The sequence below is a fragment of the Novosphingobium sp. FG90 genome (genome assembly GCF_057808725.1).
On the sequence record NZ_JBMDIO010000004.1, the window covers coordinates 74,356 to 90,904 of the forward strand.

At 66.0% G+C, this 16,549-nt stretch carries 13 protein-coding genes and 1 tRNA gene; 8 read left to right on the forward strand and 6 right to left on the reverse strand.

Annotation, left to right across the window (positions count from 1 at the left end; genetic code table 11):
* The first annotated feature begins 179 nt into the window (after positions 1-179).
* Both ACODRZ_RS05145 and ACODRZ_RS05150 read left to right on the forward strand, forming a co-directional pair.
* Positions 180-899 carry an AAA family ATPase gene (locus tag ACODRZ_RS05145; protein WP_488969893.1) on the forward strand — a complete coding sequence of 240 codons (720 nt, stop codon included), beginning with the start codon at positions 180-182 and terminating at the stop codon, positions 897-899.
* 15 nt (positions 900-914) lie between these two features.
* Positions 915-2,180, forward strand: a complete 1,266-nt coding sequence (locus ACODRZ_RS05150; protein ID WP_488969892.1) for an SPOR domain-containing protein — start codon at positions 915-917, stop codon at positions 2,178-2,180.
* Between the two features lie 173 nt (positions 2,181-2,353).
* On the opposite strand, the gene ACODRZ_RS05155 is transcribed toward ACODRZ_RS05150, so the two are convergent.
* Both ACODRZ_RS05155 and ACODRZ_RS05160 read right to left on the reverse strand, forming a co-directional pair.
* Positions 2,354-3,607 carry a dihydroorotase gene (locus ACODRZ_RS05155; RefSeq protein ID WP_488969891.1) on the reverse strand — a complete coding sequence of 418 codons (1,254 nt, stop codon included), beginning with the start codon at positions 3,605-3,607 and terminating at the stop codon, positions 2,354-2,356.
* Positions 3,604-4,584, reverse strand: a complete 981-nt coding sequence (locus tag ACODRZ_RS05160; protein ID WP_488969890.1) for an aspartate carbamoyltransferase catalytic subunit — start codon at positions 4,582-4,584, stop codon at positions 3,604-3,606. Before ACODRZ_RS05160 ends, ACODRZ_RS05155 begins: the two co-directional genes overlap by 4 nt.
* 155 nt (positions 4,585-4,739) lie before the next feature.
* Between ACODRZ_RS05160 and sppA the strand changes: the two genes are divergently transcribed.
* A complete protein-coding gene (gene sppA / locus ACODRZ_RS05165; protein WP_488969889.1) occupies positions 4,740-6,638 on the forward strand; it encodes a signal peptide peptidase SppA in 1,899 nt (632 codons plus the stop codon).
* Positions 6,639-6,822: 184 nt separating this feature from the next.
* Here sppA and ACODRZ_RS05170 read toward each other — a convergent pair whose 3' ends face one another.
* Positions 6,823-6,987: a hypothetical protein gene (locus ACODRZ_RS05170; RefSeq protein WP_172705199.1), complete on the reverse strand. Its 165-nt coding sequence runs from the start codon at positions 6,985-6,987 to the stop codon at positions 6,823-6,825.
* Between the two features lie 144 nt (positions 6,988-7,131).
* Between ACODRZ_RS05170 and ACODRZ_RS05175 the strand changes: the two genes are divergently transcribed.
* Together ACODRZ_RS05175 and tig are read left to right on the forward strand one after the other, a co-directional pair.
* Positions 7,132-7,216 (forward strand) — tRNA-Leu (locus ACODRZ_RS05175).
* A 76-nt stretch (positions 7,217-7,292) separates the two neighbouring features.
* Positions 7,293-8,849, forward strand: a complete 1,557-nt coding sequence (tig, locus tag ACODRZ_RS05180) for a trigger factor (RefSeq protein ID WP_488969888.1) — start codon at positions 7,293-7,295, stop codon at positions 8,847-8,849.
* 199 nt (positions 8,850-9,048) lie between these two features.
* Here tig and ACODRZ_RS05185 read toward each other — a convergent pair whose 3' ends face one another.
* Positions 9,049-9,693, reverse strand: coding sequence for a hypothetical protein (locus ACODRZ_RS05185; protein ID WP_488969887.1), 645 nt, complete (start codon positions 9,691-9,693; stop codon positions 9,049-9,051).
* Between the two features lie 142 nt (positions 9,694-9,835).
* Complete coding sequence (locus ACODRZ_RS05190; RefSeq protein WP_488969886.1) at positions 9,836-11,290, reverse strand: amidase; 1,455 nt, start codon at positions 11,288-11,290, stop codon at positions 9,836-9,838.
* 1,032 nt (positions 11,291-12,322) lie between these two features.
* Here ACODRZ_RS05190 and clpP point away from each other — a divergent pair.
* From clpP to ACODRZ_RS05205, 3 genes are all read left to right on the forward strand, one after another.
* Positions 12,323-12,991 (forward strand): ATP-dependent Clp endopeptidase proteolytic subunit ClpP, encoded by a 669-nt coding sequence (gene clpP / locus ACODRZ_RS05195; RefSeq protein ID WP_488969885.1) that lies wholly within the window; start codon positions 12,323-12,325, stop codon positions 12,989-12,991.
* Between the two features lie 120 nt (positions 12,992-13,111).
* Positions 13,112-14,374: an ATP-dependent Clp protease ATP-binding subunit ClpX gene (gene clpX / locus ACODRZ_RS05200; protein WP_330702008.1), complete on the forward strand. Its 1,263-nt coding sequence runs from the start codon at positions 13,112-13,114 to the stop codon at positions 14,372-14,374.
* Between the two features lie 153 nt (positions 14,375-14,527).
* Positions 14,528-15,379: a VOC family protein gene (locus ACODRZ_RS05205; RefSeq protein ID WP_488969884.1), complete on the forward strand. Its 852-nt coding sequence runs from the start codon at positions 14,528-14,530 to the stop codon at positions 15,377-15,379.
* Here the strand turns inward: ACODRZ_RS05205 and ACODRZ_RS05210 are convergent, their stop codons facing one another.
* Positions 15,380-16,333 (reverse strand): cation diffusion facilitator family transporter, encoded by a 954-nt coding sequence (locus tag ACODRZ_RS05210; protein ID WP_488969962.1) that lies wholly within the window; start codon positions 16,331-16,333, stop codon positions 15,380-15,382.
* Between the last annotated feature and the right edge of the window lie 216 nt (positions 16,334-16,549).

The following is a 16,549-nucleotide window of genomic DNA, read 5'->3' on the forward strand; positions in this document are numbered from 1 at the left end:
TCCGCATGAACCACGGATCGAGGTAAGCGAAAAGCGTTAACGTGGGGTGCACTCTGAATCGTCACGCCTGGCGCGGTGAATGCCCGCTTGAGCCGATCTAAGCAATTAACCGTAAATTAGGAACGATCTGGCACTCCCCTGTCGCAGGGCACGGCGCCCGCCGTACAGGGGAATCGGTTTTGCGCGTTTTGGCTTTGGCATCGCAGAAGGGCGGATCGGGCAAGACGACGCTGTCCGGCCACCTCGCCGTACAGGCCGAGCGCGCCGGTGCCGGGCCGGTCGTGCTGATCGACATCGACCCGCAGGGCTCGCTTTCCGACTGGTGGAACGAGCGTGAGGCGCAGACGCCCGCGTTCGCACAGACTACCGTTGCACGGCTTGCGGCGGACCTTCAGGTGCTGCGCCAGCAGGGCTTCAAGCTGGCGGTGATCGATACGCCGCCCGCCATCACGTTGGCGATCCAGAGCGTCATCGCCGTCGCCGAACTCATCGTCATCCCGACCCGTCCAAGCCCGCACGACTTGCGCGCGGTGGGCGCCACCGTCGACTTGTGCGAGCGGTCGGGCAAACCGCTGGTCTTCGTGGTCAACGGCGCCACGCCCAAGGCGCGCATCACCGCCGAGGCCGCCGTCGCGCTCTCGCAGCACGGCACCGTGGCGCCGGTCACCGTGCATCAGCGCACCGATTTCGCGGCCTCGATGATCGACGGCCGCACCGTCATGGAGATCGACCCGAACGGTCGCTCCGCCGCCGAGATGGCCGCCTTGTGGGCCTATGTCGCCGACCGTCTCGAAAAGAATTTCCGCCGCACGATCTTTGCCGCGCCCGCTGTCGGACAGCCGGTGCAGGGAGGCGTGCTGCGTCCGGTGGGCGGCTTCGGCCGCCGCGTTCCGGCCTGATTTGGGGTAGATGCAATGAAGAACCGTCACAGCAACAGCGCACGTAACGCAGGCTTCACCTTGTGCTCGGCCATGGTCGCGGCGCTGCTCGCGGGCTGCGCGGGTGGGGGCCATGGTGTCGCCAGCGCGGGTGATACGCGCGTGGCCGAGGGGCAGCTTGTCGGGGTCGGGGAAGGCGTCAACGACGGGGCGCTCTCGAAAATCGAGGCGCGCGTCGCCAAGTCGCCGCGCGACATGGGCGCTCGCTCGGCATTGGCGCAAGGCTACCTTGCCGCGGGTCGCTTCAATTCGGCTGCCACGACCTTCGAGGACGCGCTGGCGCTGGGCGACCGCAGCCCGCGCACGGGGCTTAGCCTCGCGCTTGCCTACATTGGTTCGGGCCGCAAGGCCGAGGCGCTCGACGTTCTGCAGCGCTTTGCCGACAAGCTCCCGGCGAGCGACTACGGCCTCGCCGTGGCGCTGGCGGGCCAGCCTGCGCAGGGCGTCGAAGTGCTTTCGCAGGCCGTGCGCGGCGGCGAGAACAACGCCAAGACGCGCCAGAACCTTGCCTATGCTTATGCCCTCGACGGCCGCTGGGCCGAGGCGCGGGTGATCGCGTCGCAGGATGTCTCGGGCGATGAACTCGAAGCGCGCCTGCAGGACTGGGGCGCGAAGGCGAGCCCCGACCAGGGCCGCGCGCGCGTCGCCGGTCTGCTGGGCACACCGCTGCGCCTCGATCCGGGCCAGCCGACGGCGCTGGCGCTGAACGGTGTCGATCATACCCCGCGCGTGATGATGGCGGCGGCCGAGCCGGTTGCGGAACTCCCCGCCACTGATGAGGCCGCGCCTGCTCCGGTCTTCGCCGAGGCGCCCGCGCCGGCGATGGCGGTGGCGGACGAAGCACCGCGTCGCTCTATCGAGCGTGCGTTCGACGGCAGCCTCGCGCGTATGCAGAAGCCGCAGGTGAAGAAGGCGGCGGTAAAGGCCGCTCCCGTGCCTCAGACCGGGAGCCATCTGGTGCAACTCGGTTCGTTCAGCACGATGGACGGCGCCAAGCGCGCCTGGGCGATCTTCCAGAAGCGCGATCCCTCGCTGCGCGGCCATGCGCTGCGGATCACCGAGGCTGACGTCAATGGGCGTCGCTACTATCGCGTCGCGGCCGAAGGCTTCGCGCGCGGCGTGGCGCAGTCGATGTGCTCGACGGTCAAGGGACGGGGCGGCGAATGCCTCGCCTATGAGGACGGTCGCTCGCTGCCGGGCGCGGTCGCTGCGCGCGGCAGGCCGATGCTGGCGAGCCGCTGAAGTTTCAAAAGTTCCATGTGAACCTTTGCACGGCCCTTTCGTCCTGCGGGACGGAAGGGTCTTTTCTTGTACTCTTCACTTCGTCATTGCGAGCGTAGCGAAGCAATCCAGGTCTGTCGGACGCCGCCCTGGATTGCTTCGCTACGCTCGCAATGACGAAAGGAGGGGGTGGTTTACCCGCCGGTCTTCTTCATTCGCACCGCGACGCCGCCCTTGAACAGTGCGAGGACGCGGCCCTGCACCGGCTGGCGGTCGAACGGGGTGTTGCCCGCAGCGGCGGCCATCTTGTCCGAATTGACGATCCACGGCCGCTCGGGATCGAGCACCGCGATGTCCGCCTCTGCACCGACTGCCAGCGCACCTGCATTCACACCCAGCAGCTTCGCCGGATTGCCTGCGATCAGTTCGAAGGCGCGGGCCATGTCGATCACGCCGTCGCGCACGAGGCTCATCGTCAGCGGCAGCAGCGTCTCCGCGCCCGCCATGCCGGGGGCCGAATCGCTGAACGGCAGGCGCTTGTCCTCCGGTCCGCGCGGATCGTGGCCCGAGGCGATCAAGTCGATGGTGCCGTCGGCGATTGCGGCGACGACGGCGCGGCGGTCCGCCTCGCAGCGCAGCGCGGGCGAGAGGTGGGTGAAGGTGCGGAACGCCCCGATCGCAAGGTCGGAGAGCATGAAGTAGGCCGGGCTGACACCCGCTGTCACCTTCAGCCCACGTGCCTTGGCCGCGCGCACCAGTTCCAGACCCGCAGCGGTCGTCACGTTGCGGAAGTGGATCGCGGCACTAGCCATCTCGGCCAGTGCAATGTCACGGGCGATGGCGAGCGCTTCCGCCTGCGCAGGCGCGCTGGGGAGGCCCAGACGGGTCGCCATCTCGCCCGCCGTGGCGACGGCATTGCCGACGATCCCGGCGTCCTCGGCATGGGCGATGACGACCATGCCCAGCATCCCGGTGTACTGCAGCAAGCGCAGCATCGTGCCCGAATCGCCGATCCAGCGTCGCCCGGTGCAGACCGCGCGCGCACCGGCATCGCGCATCATCGCGATCTCGGCGAGCGCCTTGCCCTCCAGCCCCTGCGTCGCGGCGGCGAGCGGGTGGACCCAGAAGTCCGGCTTGCCCGACTGCGCCGCGAAGCGCACCCGCGCCGAGACGTCGAGCGGCGGGTTCTGGTCGGGCATCAGCGCGGCGCGGGTGATCCCGCCGAAGTGGAACGCGGGCTTGTCGATCGCGAAGACGCCGATGTCGACGAGACCCGGCGCGACGATCTGGCCGCGCGCGTCATGCACGGTGTCGCCGTCCTGCGGGGCGACGTCGGCGCCGATCGCGGTGATGAACCCGCCTTCGCAGCGCACCGCGCCGGTCTGGATCGAGCCGTCGGCCAGCAGCACGCGGCCATTGGTGACGGTAAGGGGTGCGTGAAGGCTCATGCCCAGCCCTCCATCTTGCGGCCTTTTCGGGTGAGGGCATCGAGGCAGGCCATGCGGATCGCCACGCCCATTTCCACCTGCGTGGTGATCATCGAGCGCTCCACATGGTCGGCGACGTTGCTGTCGATCTCGACGCCGCGGTTCATCGGACCCGGGTGCATGACCAGCGCGTTCGATTCGGCCAGTTCCAGCCGGTCGAGCGTCAGCCCGTAGAGGTGGCGGTATTCGCGCGGGGAGGGGATGAACTGGCCTTCCATGCGCTCCATCTGCAGCCGCAGCATCATGACCACGTCCGCGCCTTTCAGCGCTGCGTCGAAGTCGTGGAACACCGTCACGCCCATCTGCTCGATGTCGGCGGGCATCAGCGCGGGCGGCGCGCAGACCCGCACGTCGGCGCCTAGCGAGGCGAGGCACAGGATGTTCGAACGCGCCACGCGACTGTGCAGGATATCGCCGCAGATCGTCACCCGCAGGCCGTTGAAGGCGCGCTTGGCCTGCCGGATCGTCAGCGCATCGAGCAGCGCCTGCGTCGGGTGTTCGTGCTGCCCGTCACCGGCGTTGAGCACCGGGCAGTCCACCTTGTCGGCGATCAGCTGCACTGCGCCCGAGGAGGCATGGCGGATGACGATGGCGTCGGCGCGCATGGCGTTGAGCGTCATCGCCGTGTCGATCAGGGTCTCGCCCTTCTTCACGCTGGAGGTGGCGACGGCCATGTTCACCACGTCGGCGCCGAGGCGCTTGCCCGCGATCTCGAAGCTCAGAAGCGTGCGCGTCGAGTTCTCGAAGAAGGCGTTGATGATGGTGAGGCCGGAGAGCAGCTCGACCCGCTTCTGCGCGCCCCGGTTCATCTCGACCCACTGTTCCGCCTCGTCGAGCAGGAACCAGATCTGGTGCGGGGCTAGCCCTGCGATGCCCGTGAGGCCGCGATGCGGAAAGGCGAGGGCGCCTGCCGGATAGGTGTATTCTGGAGGTGTCATTAAAGACCACGCCATAGGCGGGAGGGCGGGGCTGGGCAAGGGCGATCCGGTCATTCCTCCCCCGCCGGGAAAAGGAATGGAACCGCTTTGGTGCCCGCCTCTTTCCTATCCCGCACTGCAGCAGGTAAGGCTGTATGCGAAAGGCAGGTCGATACATGAGATTCGCGCGCAAGGTCTGGAAGTTGCTGGTCGCCGTGAAGGACGCGCTGGCGCTGCTGTTCCTGCTGGCTTTCTTCGGAGTGATCTACGCCGCGCTCTCGGCGCGGCCGGTCGGCGGCAAGGTGGAGAACGGGGCGTTGCTGCTCGAACTCGACGGCACCGTGGTCGAGGAAAAGAGCAAGGTCGATCCGCTCCAGCTGCTGACTTCCGGGGGCGAGCAGGTCCACGAATTCCAGGCCCGCGACGTCGAGCGCGCGCTGCGGCTGGCGGCGAGCGACAAGCGGATTAAGGCAGTCGTCCTCGATCTCTCGCGCTTCATGGGCGGGCGCTACGTCCACCTGCACGATATCGGCGCGGCCATCGACGAAGTGCGCAAGGCGGGCAAGCCGGTGCTGACGTTTGCCAATCTCTATGCCGACGACGGTGTGCAGTTGGCGGCCCACGCCAGCGAGGCCTGGGTCGATCCGATGGGCGGCGCCTTCGTGGCGGGACCGGGCGGCAACCTGCAGTTCTACAAGGGTCTTTTCGACAAGTACGGAGTCAACGCGCATGTCTACCGCGTCGGCACCTACAAGTCGGCGGTCGAGCCCTACATGCGCACCGATCTCTCGCCCGAGGCGCGCGAGGACTTCAAGCTGATCCTCGATTCGCAGTGGAACGCCCTGCGCGCCGAGATCGCGAAGGTGCGGCCCAAAGCGCAGCTCGATCGCATGGTCGCGGACCCGGTCGGCTGGAACAAGGCCCACGGCAACGACATGGCCGAGGCCGCGAAGGCGGCGGGCCTGATCGACCGCATCGGCGACCAGACCGAGTTCGAGGCCCGCGTCGAGAAACTGGTGGGCGAAACCACGATCGGCCATTCGGACAAGGACGCGCCGGACTACGCGCATACCGGGCTGGCGACCTGGCTGGCGGCGAACCCGGTGAAGGGGGAGGGCGCCAAGATCGGCGTCGTCACCATCGCCGGAGAGATCGTCGACGGTGATGCCGGTCCCGGCACGGCGGGCGGCGACCGCATCGCCGCGCTGCTCGACGAGAACCGCGAAGAAGGCATGAAGGCGCTGGTCGTGCGGATCGATTCGCCGGGAGGCTCGGTCATGGCGTCGGAGCGTATCCGCCGCGCGATCCAGCGCTGGCGCGATGCCAAGATCCCGGTCGTGGTGTCGATGGGCACGATGGCGGCGAGCGGCGGGTACTGGGTCTCGACGCCCGGCCAGCGCGTGTTCGCGGAACCCGCGACGATCACCGGCTCGATCGGCGTCTTCGCCTTCGTGCCCAGCTTCGAGAAGACGCTGGCGGACTTCGGCGTGACCAGCGACGGGGTGCGTTCCACGCCGCTGGCCGGGCAGCCGGACATTCTCGGCGGCTTCACGCCGGAGGTGGAGGCGATGCTGCAGGGCTCGGTCGAGAGCATCTACGGCAAGTTCCTCGGCATCGTCGGCAAGGCGCGCGGCAAGACGCCGCAGCAGGTCGACGTGATCGCTCAGGGCCGCGTGTGGCCGGGTGCGGACGGGCAGCGGCTCGGTCTCGTCGACCAGATGGGCGGGCTGGATGACGCGCTCGCCTATGCGGCGAAGCTGGGCGGCGTGGGCAACGGCAAGTGGCAGGCGGTCTATTTGGAGGAACCGGAGGATTCGTTCAGCGCCTTCGTGCAGAGCATGACGTCCGGTTCGCAGGAACAGGCGGCGGCTTACGACTTCGCCGGGCTGGTGGCGCAGCGTCAGCGGCTGCAGATGGCGCAGGCGGTGGCGCGGCTCGACGGTGTGCTGGGCGCGCAGGGCGTGCAGGCGTACTGCCTCGCCTGTGCGGCCGGGCCGGACTATCGCGCGGTGGCGAAGCCGGTGGGTGAGGGTTCGACCGTGGCGATGCTCGCGCGGCTGGCGGGGTGGAAGTAGGCGGACAGGACAGCGCGCGGCCCTTCGACAAGCTCAGGGCGAGCGGGGTTGGGGTATCCTTCCCCGTTCCCGCTTTTCCCTCCTCGCTCCCAACCTCTCGTCATTGCGACCGAAGCGAACCAAACCAGGGCGGCAAAACACTGCCCTGGATTGGTTCGCTTCGCTCGCAATGACGAAATGAGGCTCAATCCGGCGGCGGCAGTTCCACCGGCGCCTCATCGGGCTGATCGAAGTCCGGACCCTGCGGCGGCGTCTCGTCCGGACCGCCGGGCACACCCGGGTCATTTCCGGGCGTCGGGATTTCCGCAGGCGTGTCGCCGGGGCTGTAGACGGGTGGCTGGGTGGCCATGTTGATCTCGCTCCTCTCGCCCCCTCGCACACATAACCCAGCGCAGGCACGATCCGTTCCGTGACAGCATAGCGACTCGTCGCACTTGCCCTTTTCTCCGGCTGCCATTAATGGCCCGTCCCTTGAGTTTCAGGCTACACTCATGCGGGCGTGGCGGAATTGGTAGACGCGCTGGTTTTAGGTACCAGTATCGAAAGATGTGGGGGTTCGAGTCCCTTCGCCCGCACCAATCCGTCACCTGTGCGAGGGTAGGCCAAGGTAATGCTGGCCGAGAGGCCCTTTGGATTGCACAGGAAGGCATCGAAATGCAGATTGTCGAGACGACCAACGAGGGCCTGAAGCGCGCCTACACGGTCACCATCCCCGCCGCCACGATCACCTCGAAGGTCGAGGGTGAGGTCAAGAAGATCGCCCCGCAGGTGAAGATGCCCGGCTTCCGCGCCGGCAAGGTTCCCGCGAACCTCGTCAAGAAGCTGCACGGCCCGGCGATCCACCAGGAAGCGCTGAACACCTCGATCCGTGAAGCCATGGACAAGCTGGTGGCCGACAACGCCCTGCGCCCCGCCATGAACCCCGACGTCAAGCTGACCGACGGCTACGAAGAGGGCAAGGACGCCGAACTGACCGTCAGCCTCGAAATCCTGCCCACCATCGCCGCGCCCTCGCTCGACGGCCTGAAGCTCGACAAGCTGACCGTGCCCGTCTCGGACGAAGCCGTCACCGAAGCGGTCGAGAACATCGCCAAGCAGCAGCAGCGCTTCGAGACCAAGGACGGCGCGGCCGCTGACGGCGACCAGCTGATCATCGACTTCACCGGCAAGCTCGACGGCGTCGAGTTCGAAGGCGGCAAGGCCGAGAAGGCTCCGCTGGTGATCGGTTCGGGTCGCTTCATCCCCGGCTTCGAAGAGCAGCTGGGCGGCGCCAAGGCCGGTGACGAGCGCACCATCACCGTGACCTTCCCCGAGGACTACCCGGCCGAGAACCTCGCCGGCAAGGAAACCACCTTCGACATCGTCGTCCACGAAGTGAAGGCTCCCGCCGAATCGAAGCTCGACGACGACTTCGCCAAGGAACTGGGCCTTGAGAGCCTGGAGCAGCTGCAGGGCCTGCTGCGCGGCCAGCTGGAGCAGGAAACTGCCGGCCTGACCCGCACCGCCATGAAGCGCTCGCTGCTCGACCAGCTGGCCGCCGGCCATGACTTCGACGTGCCGCCGACCATGGTGGAAGCCGAATTCTCGCAGATCTGGCAGCAGCTGATCCAGGAAGCGCAGAACGAGGAAGACCCGGCTGCCGCTCTCGAAGAGATCGAGGCCGAGAAGGACGACTACCGCAAGATCGCCGAGCGCCGCGTGCGTCTGGGCCTTCTCCTGTCGGAAATCGGCCAGGCCAACGGTGTCGAAGTGACCCAGCAGGAAATGTCGATGCTGGTCTCGCAGGCCGCGTCGCAGTACCGCCCGGAAGACCGCCAGCGCTTCGTCCAGTACGTGCAGCAGGATCCGATGATGGCCGCCCAGCTGCGCGCCCCGCTCTATGAGGACAAGGTCGTCGACTTCCTCATCGAGAAGGCCGAAGTCACCGAGCGCGAAGTGACCCGCGACGAACTGCAGGCCGCGATCGAAGCCGACGCCGACGGCGAGAAGCCCGCTGCCGAGGCGAAGCCGAAGAAGGCTCCGGCCAAGAAGGCTGCCAAGAAGGACGAAGCCGCAGCCGACGAAGCTGCCGCCGAGGAAAAGCCGAAGAAGGCTCCCGCCAAGAAGGCCGCCGCCAAGAAGGACGAGGCCACTGAAGAGGCTCCGGCCGACGAAGCGAAGCCCGCCAAGAAGGCGCCTGCCAAGAAGAAGGCCGCTGCCAAGGAGGACTGATCCTTCCTTTGCGGTTCGACCGATAGCGAAAAGGCCCGGTGCAGCGATGCGCCGGGCCTTTTTGTGTTCGGACGAGGGGCCTTCGGCAAGCTCAGGCTGAGCGGAATCGAGGGCAAATAAGCGCGAGCGAAACGCGGGGCGAACCTCAACCCCGCTCAGGCTGAGCTTGTCGAAGCCCGACCGCGACCTCGGGCCGTCATCAGTCCCCGATCTTCCCGAACGGCACCAGCTTGCGCGCCAGTTCCGCCGCCGCCTTGCCGTTGTTCGCCCGCAGCGAGGGCAGCACGGAGAGCGCCGCGCGCTTCATCAGGGCGTCGAGCGGAGTCGCCGCCTGTCCGGTCGCGGCGGCTTCGGCCCAGCGCCTTGCCTGCGCGATGTCGCTGGGGTCGTTGCGGATCTGCAGCAGCGCGGCGAGGCCGGGGTAGAACGCCCGGTCGCCGCCGAGCGCCACCGCCTTCGCAAGCGCGGTTTCTCCGGCCGAGGCCCGCGCGCCCAGCGCCGTGCGCGCAAGGAACCCGCCGAGTTCGTCCACCGCTCCAAGGTGCCATCCCGCGATCACCATCTGTGCCTCGGCATCGCGCGGGTTCTGCGTCGCCAGCTTTTGGAATATGTCGAGCGAGGCGCGCACGTCGCTCCGGCTGCGCGTCAGCTTGCCGCGATAACCTATGGCGATGGCCCGTTGCAGCGTGGCCTCGTGATCGCCGGGGCGGGCGGCGAGGATCTTCTCCGACGCCGTGATCGCCTGCGCCACCAACTTGAGCGCCTGCGGTTTGGTCGCGGTCTGGAACGCAGCGGTCGTCAGCAGTTCGCGAGGGGTGTCGGCGAAGGCGGCGACAGGCGCCATGGAAACGATTGCACTTACGGCTAGCAACGTCGATCGGTACACAGGGTCTCCTGCGATGCGGGAACTGGCACGATGGCTCAAGATTGGGGCGCCCGCCAGTCACTATCGTCGCGGCGCGCGTCCCGATCGTCCCGTTTTCGTCCTATTGCGCCCAGTTGCGTAAGGCCGGAGCGGTCAGTTTCGCGCTGCGCGACCGTTCGTAGGCGGCGCCGATCCGCAGCACTTTGGCATCGTCCCATTTCCCGGCCATGAACGAAATCCCCACCGGTAACCCCTCGACCGTGCCCATCGGCACCGAGAGGTGCGGATAGCCCGCGATCGCCGCCAGCGATCCGGCGCCGACGTCGACGAAGTTGTCGCCCAGCACAGGGTCGATCGGCCAGGCCGGGCTGGTCGTCGGCGCGACGAGCACATCGACGTCGTACTTCCTGAGCAGGGCGTCGATCCCCTCGGCCCCGGCGAGGCGCCGCGCGTCATCGCGGGCCTTGGCGTAAGCGGCGTCATCGGTGGCGGCGAGGGCCTTCTCGAACGTCTCCTGCCCGTACCAGCGCAGTTCCTCGGCGGCGTGGGCCTTGTTGAAGGCGATCAGCCCGGTGAGGTCGCGCGCCGGGATCGTGGCGGGCGTTCCGGCCAGATAGGCATTCACGCCCTCGCGGAATTCGTGGAGCATGACCGTGAATTCGGCCTTGCCCAGTTGCGCATCGGGCTGGAAGTCGATCTCGACGACTTGCGCGCCATTGCGCTTCATGTCGTCGAGCGCGGTCTCGAACAGGGCGGTGAGCGCGGGCATTGTGCCCACCTGACGACGCAGCACGCCGACGCGCACGGCCTTGAGGCTGACTTTGCCGAGGCCCACCGTGAAATCGGGCTTGTGTCGGTTCGCCTCGGCCGTGGCCGGGTCGGCGGGGTCACTGCCAGCAATCGCATTGAGCAGCAGCGCGGCGTCGGCGACTGTCCAGGCCATCGGCCCGGCGGTATCCTGGCTAGAGCTGATCGGCACGATATGGGTGCGGCTGACGAGGCCGACCGTGGGCTTGAACCCCACGAGGCCCATCACCGAGGCCGGGCAGGTGATCGAGCCGTCGGTCTCCGTACCGATCGCCGCCCAGGCCATCCCCGCCGCCACCGCCGCGCCGCTGCCCGAGGACGAGCCGCAAGGGCTGCGATCGAGCGCGTAAGGGTTCCTCGTCTGCCTGCCGACCGCGCTCCAGCCGCTCGACGAGTGATCGCCCCGGAAGTTGGCCCATTCGGAGAGGTTGGTCTTGCCCAGGATCACCGCGCCCGCGCCGCGCAGCTTTGCCACCAGCGGGGCGTCGCGGCCCGTGGCGTTATCCTTCAGCGCGAGGCTGCCCGCCGTGGTGGGCATGTCGCGCGTCTCGATGTTGTCCTTGATCAGCACCGCGCGCCCGGCGAGCGGGCCTTTGCCCTTGATGGCCAGCGATTCCGGCGGGGCCACGGCCACGACGGCGTGGATTGCCGGGCCGCTGTCGTCGATCGCCTCGATCCGCTTGAGGTAGGTTTCCGGTGTCTCCTGTGCGGCGGCGGGATGCGGAAAGGCGGCGAGCAGGCCGAGGGTGAGGATGGAAGGGCGGTTCACGGAAAAGGCTCCCGGCGGGGTGGAGCGCAGCACGATGGCGGAAGCGGGGGGGCGGTGCCAGCGCCCATTGTGGCTTTTTTGATGCGGGGGAGGGGATGACGGCACGGGGTGGGAAGTTAGACCTGTCCCGAGGGGCTACGTCATCCTGAACTCGTTTCAGGATCCATCGGGCGGTTTGTGCTGAAGCGTAGTGCCGCAAATCGCCGTCTCGGTTTGTTAATCACAAACCTTAGCTATCGGCCTGATGGACCCTGAAACAAGTTCAGGGTGACGGTGGGTTTGGGTGGCTAGCGGACAATACAGTCTCAATTAGGCAAATGACAGTTCTGGCAGTCCCTGTCGAAAGGCCAGTAAGGCATAAACAACGAAAAATAACGCTTGCCGCACTCACCGCAGTTCCAAAAGAGCCTTGTGATAGTAAACGCTGCTTGCCCAAGCAGCATCAATGGCATGCTTACGAGTAACGCCAGAACGCTGAGCGGAGTGTATTCGGGCGCAAACAGAAACGTTAATATAGGTAAGTTAAATGATATGATTGGCGGTATGATTCCAATTACGGTTAGCCAAAACCGCGCGCGCTCGTGTGTCATCTGGAAGAAAATTCCACCCAATATCGCCTCATGTTTTTCCGACAGGTCGATATTTTAGCTGGCTTATTAATGACCGCAACGGGGCGCTTGCCGAAGGCCGGCTTTCCTACACGCGGTCGGCACCGGTAGATTGCGCCGATGCCCCATCCGATCGCCCCACACCGCACAAGGTTACACCGCAAGGTTACACCTCAGCCTCACAAGGTGACACATCACGCGCGAAAAGTGTCGTCTTACCCCGGCAAGGTGACACTTTTAGGCTCCAAGGTGAAACCTTCTCCCCCTGGACCGTGTAAACCGTGTAAACCCAGCCACCTTATGCACCCCGGGCGGCGCCTCCAGCGGCTTCTCCCCCGTCCATTCACGCCTGATAGGTTAACCCCCTTGAACATCGCGCATTGCCACGCGACATAGGCGGGGCAAAATCGCAAAGAGGACTCCCATGCTCGACCTGTTCGGCGCTTCGAACGCCCAAGGAAAGTTCACCACCGATCCCGTGACGGGCGCACTCGTGCCGATGGTCGTCGAGCAGACCAGCCGCGGCGAACGTTCGTTCGACATCTATTCGCGCCTGCTGCGTGAGCGCATCGTGTTCATCACCGGCCAGGTGGAAGACCACATGGCCTCGCTCATCGTCGCGCAGCTGCTGTTCCTGGAATCGGAGAACCCGACCAAGGACATCTCGATGTACATCAACTCGCCGGGCGGCGTGGTGACGGCCGGCATGGCGATCCACGACACCATGCAGTACATCAAGCCGCGCGTCTCGACCGTGTGCATCGGCCAGGCCGCCTCGATGGGCAGCTTCCTGCTCGCCGCCGGCGAACCGGGCATGCGCATCGCGCTGCCGAATGCGCGCATCATGGTCCACCAGCCCTCGGGCGGCGCGCAGGGCATGGCCAGCGACATCGAGATTCAGGCCCGCGAAATCCTGCGCATGCGCCGCCGCCTGAACGATCTCTACGTGAAGTACACCGGCAAGTCGCTCGACGATATCGAGAAGGCGATGGACCGCGACACTTTCCTCGAAGCCGACGAAGCGCTGGCATTCGGCCTCGTCGACAAGGTCTTCGAAACCCGCCCCGACGCCGACAAGCCGGCGGAGGCGTAACGTCCTGAAGCGGGACCGGGGCCTTCAGTCTCCGTCAAGCATTTGGCGGTAGGATTGCAAAACCGGTCCTTGACGGGCTAGAGTGAGCGAGTCGCCTCGGTTGGAGGCTAAAGACGGAAAATGACGAAATTGAGCGGATCTGACGCGAAAAGCACCCTTTACTGCAGCTTCTGCGGCAAGTCGCAGCACGAAGTGCGCAAGCTGATCGCGGGGCCTACGGTTTTCATCTGCGACGAATGTGTCGAGCTTTGCAACGACATCATCCGCGAAGAAACCAAGGCGGGCATTGCCGGTCGCAAGGAAGGCGAGATCGTCTCCCCGCGCGACATCTGCGAGATGCTGAACGACTATGTGATCGGCCAGGAACGCGCCAAGCGCGTCCTGTCGGTGGCTGTCCACAACCATTACAAGCGCCTCAAGCACAGCGGCAAGCAGGGCGACGTCGAACTGTCGAAGTCGAACATCCTGCTCGTCGGGCCGACCGGTTCGGGCAAGACGCTGCTGGCGCAGACGCTGGCGCGCACCTTCGACGTGCCGTTCACCATGGCCGACGCCACCACGCTGACCGAAGCCGGTTACGTGGGCGAGGACGTGGAGAACATCATCCTCAAGCTGCTGCAGGCTTCCGACTACAACGTCGAGAAGGCGCAGCAGGGCATCGTCTACATCGACGAGATCGACAAGATCAGCCGCAAGGCCGAGAACCCGTCGATCACGCGCGACGTTTCCGGTGAGGGCGTGCAGCAGGCGCTGCTCAAGCTGATGGAAGGCACGACCGCCTCGGTTCCGCCGCAGGGTGGCCGCAAGCATCCGCAGCAGGAATTCCTGCAGGTGGACACGACCAACATCCTGTTCATCTGCGGCGGCGCTTTCGCGGGCCTTGACAAGATCATCGCCGACCGCCTGCAGAAGCGCTCGATCGGTTTCGGCGCGCATGTCGCCGATCCGGACAAGCGCCGCGTGGGCGAACTGCTCCAGAAGGCGGAGCCGGAGGATCTCCTCAAGTTCGGCCTGATCCCCGAATTCGTCGGCCGCCTGCCGGTGATCGCGACCCTCAACGACCTCGACATCGAGGCGCTGGTCAAGATCCTCAAGGAGCCGAAGAACGCGCTGGTCAAGCAGTATGCGCGCCTGTTCGAGCTGGAAGACGTGGAGCTGACCTTCACCGACGATGCGCTCGAGGCGATCGCCAAGAAGGCGATCGAGCGCAAGACCGGCGCGCGCGGCCTGCGTTCGATCGTGGAAGGGCTGCTGCTCGACACCATGTTCGACCTGCCGACCGAGCGTGACATAGCCGAAGTCGTCGTCGACAAGGACGTGGTCGAGGGCCGCAAGGAACCTGTCCGCGTGCTCAAGGGCGACAAGGCGGAAGCTGCGGCTTAAGCCTCAGTCGATGCAAAACGAAAAGGGCCGTCCGCCGAGAGGTGGGCGGCCCTTTTCGTTCGCGGCGGAGTGATATCGCCGGGACGCGCGGCCTTCGGCTTGGCATTCCTCGCGGGCATCCGCACTCTGCCGGAAAAGGCAGGGGAGAGACAGATGGCCGCGCGCATTCCGGTTTCGCGGATAATCCATACGATCCACGCGGTCGGCGACATTCACGCGGCGCGAGCGCTCTATCAGGATGCGCTGGGCGGGCTGGTCTTCGCCGAGAACTACTTTCCCGCCGAGGACCGCGATGCGGCATTGCTTTACGTCACCGACCACATGGTCGAGCCGATGGCGCCGCGCCATGTCGATGATCTCGCCAAGCCCTTTGCCCGCCAGTTCGCCCGGATCGGGCAGGCGTTCCATTCCTTCGAGATCAAGGTCGCCGACGGCAAGGCCGCCAGCGCCGCCTTTCGTGAGGCCGGGTGCACGGTCGCCAGCGATTACGGCGTGTTCTTCTTCGTGAAGCCGGAATCGACCGGCGGCGTGCTCCTGGAAGTGTGTGAACTGCCGATGCCCAACGACCCGTGGGAGCGCGACAACTGGGATTCGCGGGTCGGGGCTGGGCATCACTGTACCGTGTCGGGCCTTGACCACATCGCCTGCGTCACCGCCCACATCGACGCCGCGCTTCGTTTCTTCACCGAGGTCGTCGATGGGGAGCTGCTGGACGATGCACGCACGGATCTGCCCCAGCCGGGACGGCGGGTGCTCGTGCGCCTGGGTGATACGCGAGTCGCCTGGGTGCAGCCCGACGATACGCGGGCCGGGCCGCTCGGGACGTTCCTGCAGAGGGCGCAGAACGGAATCTATGCGCTCGTCTGGAAGGTCGCCGATGCGGATCGGGCAAGTGCACACTTCGCCGGAAAGCTGCAGCTGCGCCTGACCGCCGAGGGCTGCATATCGCGGGGTTTCGCGATCGTGCCGGAGGACTTCCTCGGCGCCCGGCACGAATTCGTCTAGCTAGACGACTGCCTCGCTTTCAAGGGCGCAGGGGCTGTGATCGTCGGTCTCGATCTGGATGGTCGGGTGGCCGATGCCGAACTCGTGTTCGAGGTCATGCGCCAATGCATGTAGGAAACCGTCGCCGGGCTGCCCGCCAGGCATGACAAGGTGGGCGGTGAGGGCGGTTTCGGTCGTGCTCATCGGCCAGATGTGAAGGTCGTGGACGCGCTCGACACCGGGCCGCGCTTCCAGGAACGCGCGCACGCGGGGGCCGTCGATGCCTTCGGGAACGCCGAGCATGCCCATGCGCAGCGAGTCGCGCAGCAGGCCCCAGCTGGACCATGCGATCACGACGGTAATCACGAGGGAGGTGACGGGATCGACCAGCGCCCAACCGGTCCAGGTGATCAGCAGCCCCGCCAGCACGACGCCGACCGAGACCAGCGCATCGGCCATGAGGTGCACGAAGGCGCCTCGCAAGTTGAGGTCTGACTTCGAGCCTTTTGCGAACAGCAGTGCCGAAAGCCCGTTCACCGCGATGCCGATTCCCGCGACGATCATCATCGTGGTGCCGCCGACCGGCTCGGGATCTGCAAGGCGGCGCACCGTCTCGACCAGGATCGCACCGATCGCCACCCACAACAGCGCCGCATTGGCGATCGCGGCCAGGATCGAAGAGCTCTTGAGTCCGTAAGTGAACCGCTCCGAGGGTGGGCGGGCCGAAAGCACGGCCGCCGCCCACGCCAGCGCCAGCGACAGTACGTCCGAAAGGTTGTGCCCGGCATCGGCCATCAGCGCCATGGAGCCGCTGACAAAACCTGCGATCACCTCGGCGATCACGAAGACGAGGTTGAGCGAGACGGCGATGGCGAAAGCGCGGCCGGGATTGGCCGGCGCCGCATGTGCGTGATGATGTCCGTGGCCATGATGATGACCATGGCCGTGATGATGGTGATGATGACCTGCGCCCATGGCCGTGCAGTGCCACGAGCCCCCCATCGCCATCAAGCTATGACGTAACATCACGCTTGCATTACATTTTTGCCCTGTTGCGGGCGCAACAACACTTTCGGTTCCACGTGACATTTATGCCGCAGTGCAATATCGCATGTATCCTGCAATATATTGAAATATATGCAATTTTTTGCGGTAAAGCGTGTTGTGTTACGTCTGTGTCACAAAATTTCG

What these genes read in the sequence shown, in the direction of transcription:
- clpP (WP_488969885.1), top strand. Translation starts at nt 12,323, where the DNA reads ATGCTCGACCTGTTCGGCGCTTCGAACGCCCAAGGAAAGTTCACCACC.
- clpX (WP_330702008.1), top strand. Translation starts at nt 13,112, where the DNA reads ATGACGAAATTGAGCGGATCTGACGCGAAAAGCACCCTTTACTGCAGC.
- tig (WP_488969888.1), top strand. Translation starts at nt 7,293, where the DNA reads ATGCAGATTGTCGAGACGACCAACGAGGGCCTGAAGCGCGCCTACACG.
- ACODRZ_RS05210 (WP_488969962.1), bottom strand. Translation starts at nt 16,333, where the DNA reads ATGGGCGCAGGTCATCATCACCATCATCACGGCCATGGTCATCATCAT.
- ACODRZ_RS05205 (WP_488969884.1), top strand. Translation starts at nt 14,528, where the DNA reads ATGGCCGCGCGCATTCCGGTTTCGCGGATAATCCATACGATCCACGCG.
- ACODRZ_RS05185 (WP_488969887.1), bottom strand. Translation starts at nt 9,693, where the DNA reads ATGGCGCCTGTCGCCGCCTTCGCCGACACCCCTCGCGAACTGCTGACG.
- ACODRZ_RS05150 (WP_488969892.1), top strand. Translation starts at nt 915, where the DNA reads ATGAAGAACCGTCACAGCAACAGCGCACGTAACGCAGGCTTCACCTTG.
- ACODRZ_RS05170 (WP_172705199.1), bottom strand. Translation starts at nt 6,987, where the DNA reads ATGGCCACCCAGCCACCCGTCTACAGCCCCGGCGACACGCCTGCGGAA.
- sppA (WP_488969889.1), top strand. Translation starts at nt 4,740, where the DNA reads ATGAGATTCGCGCGCAAGGTCTGGAAGTTGCTGGTCGCCGTGAAGGAC.
- ACODRZ_RS05155 (WP_488969891.1), bottom strand. Translation starts at nt 3,607, where the DNA reads ATGAGCCTTCACGCACCCCTTACCGTCACCAATGGCCGCGTGCTGCTG.
- ACODRZ_RS05160 (WP_488969890.1), bottom strand. Translation starts at nt 4,584, where the DNA reads ATGACACCTCCAGAATACACCTATCCGGCAGGCGCCCTCGCCTTTCCG.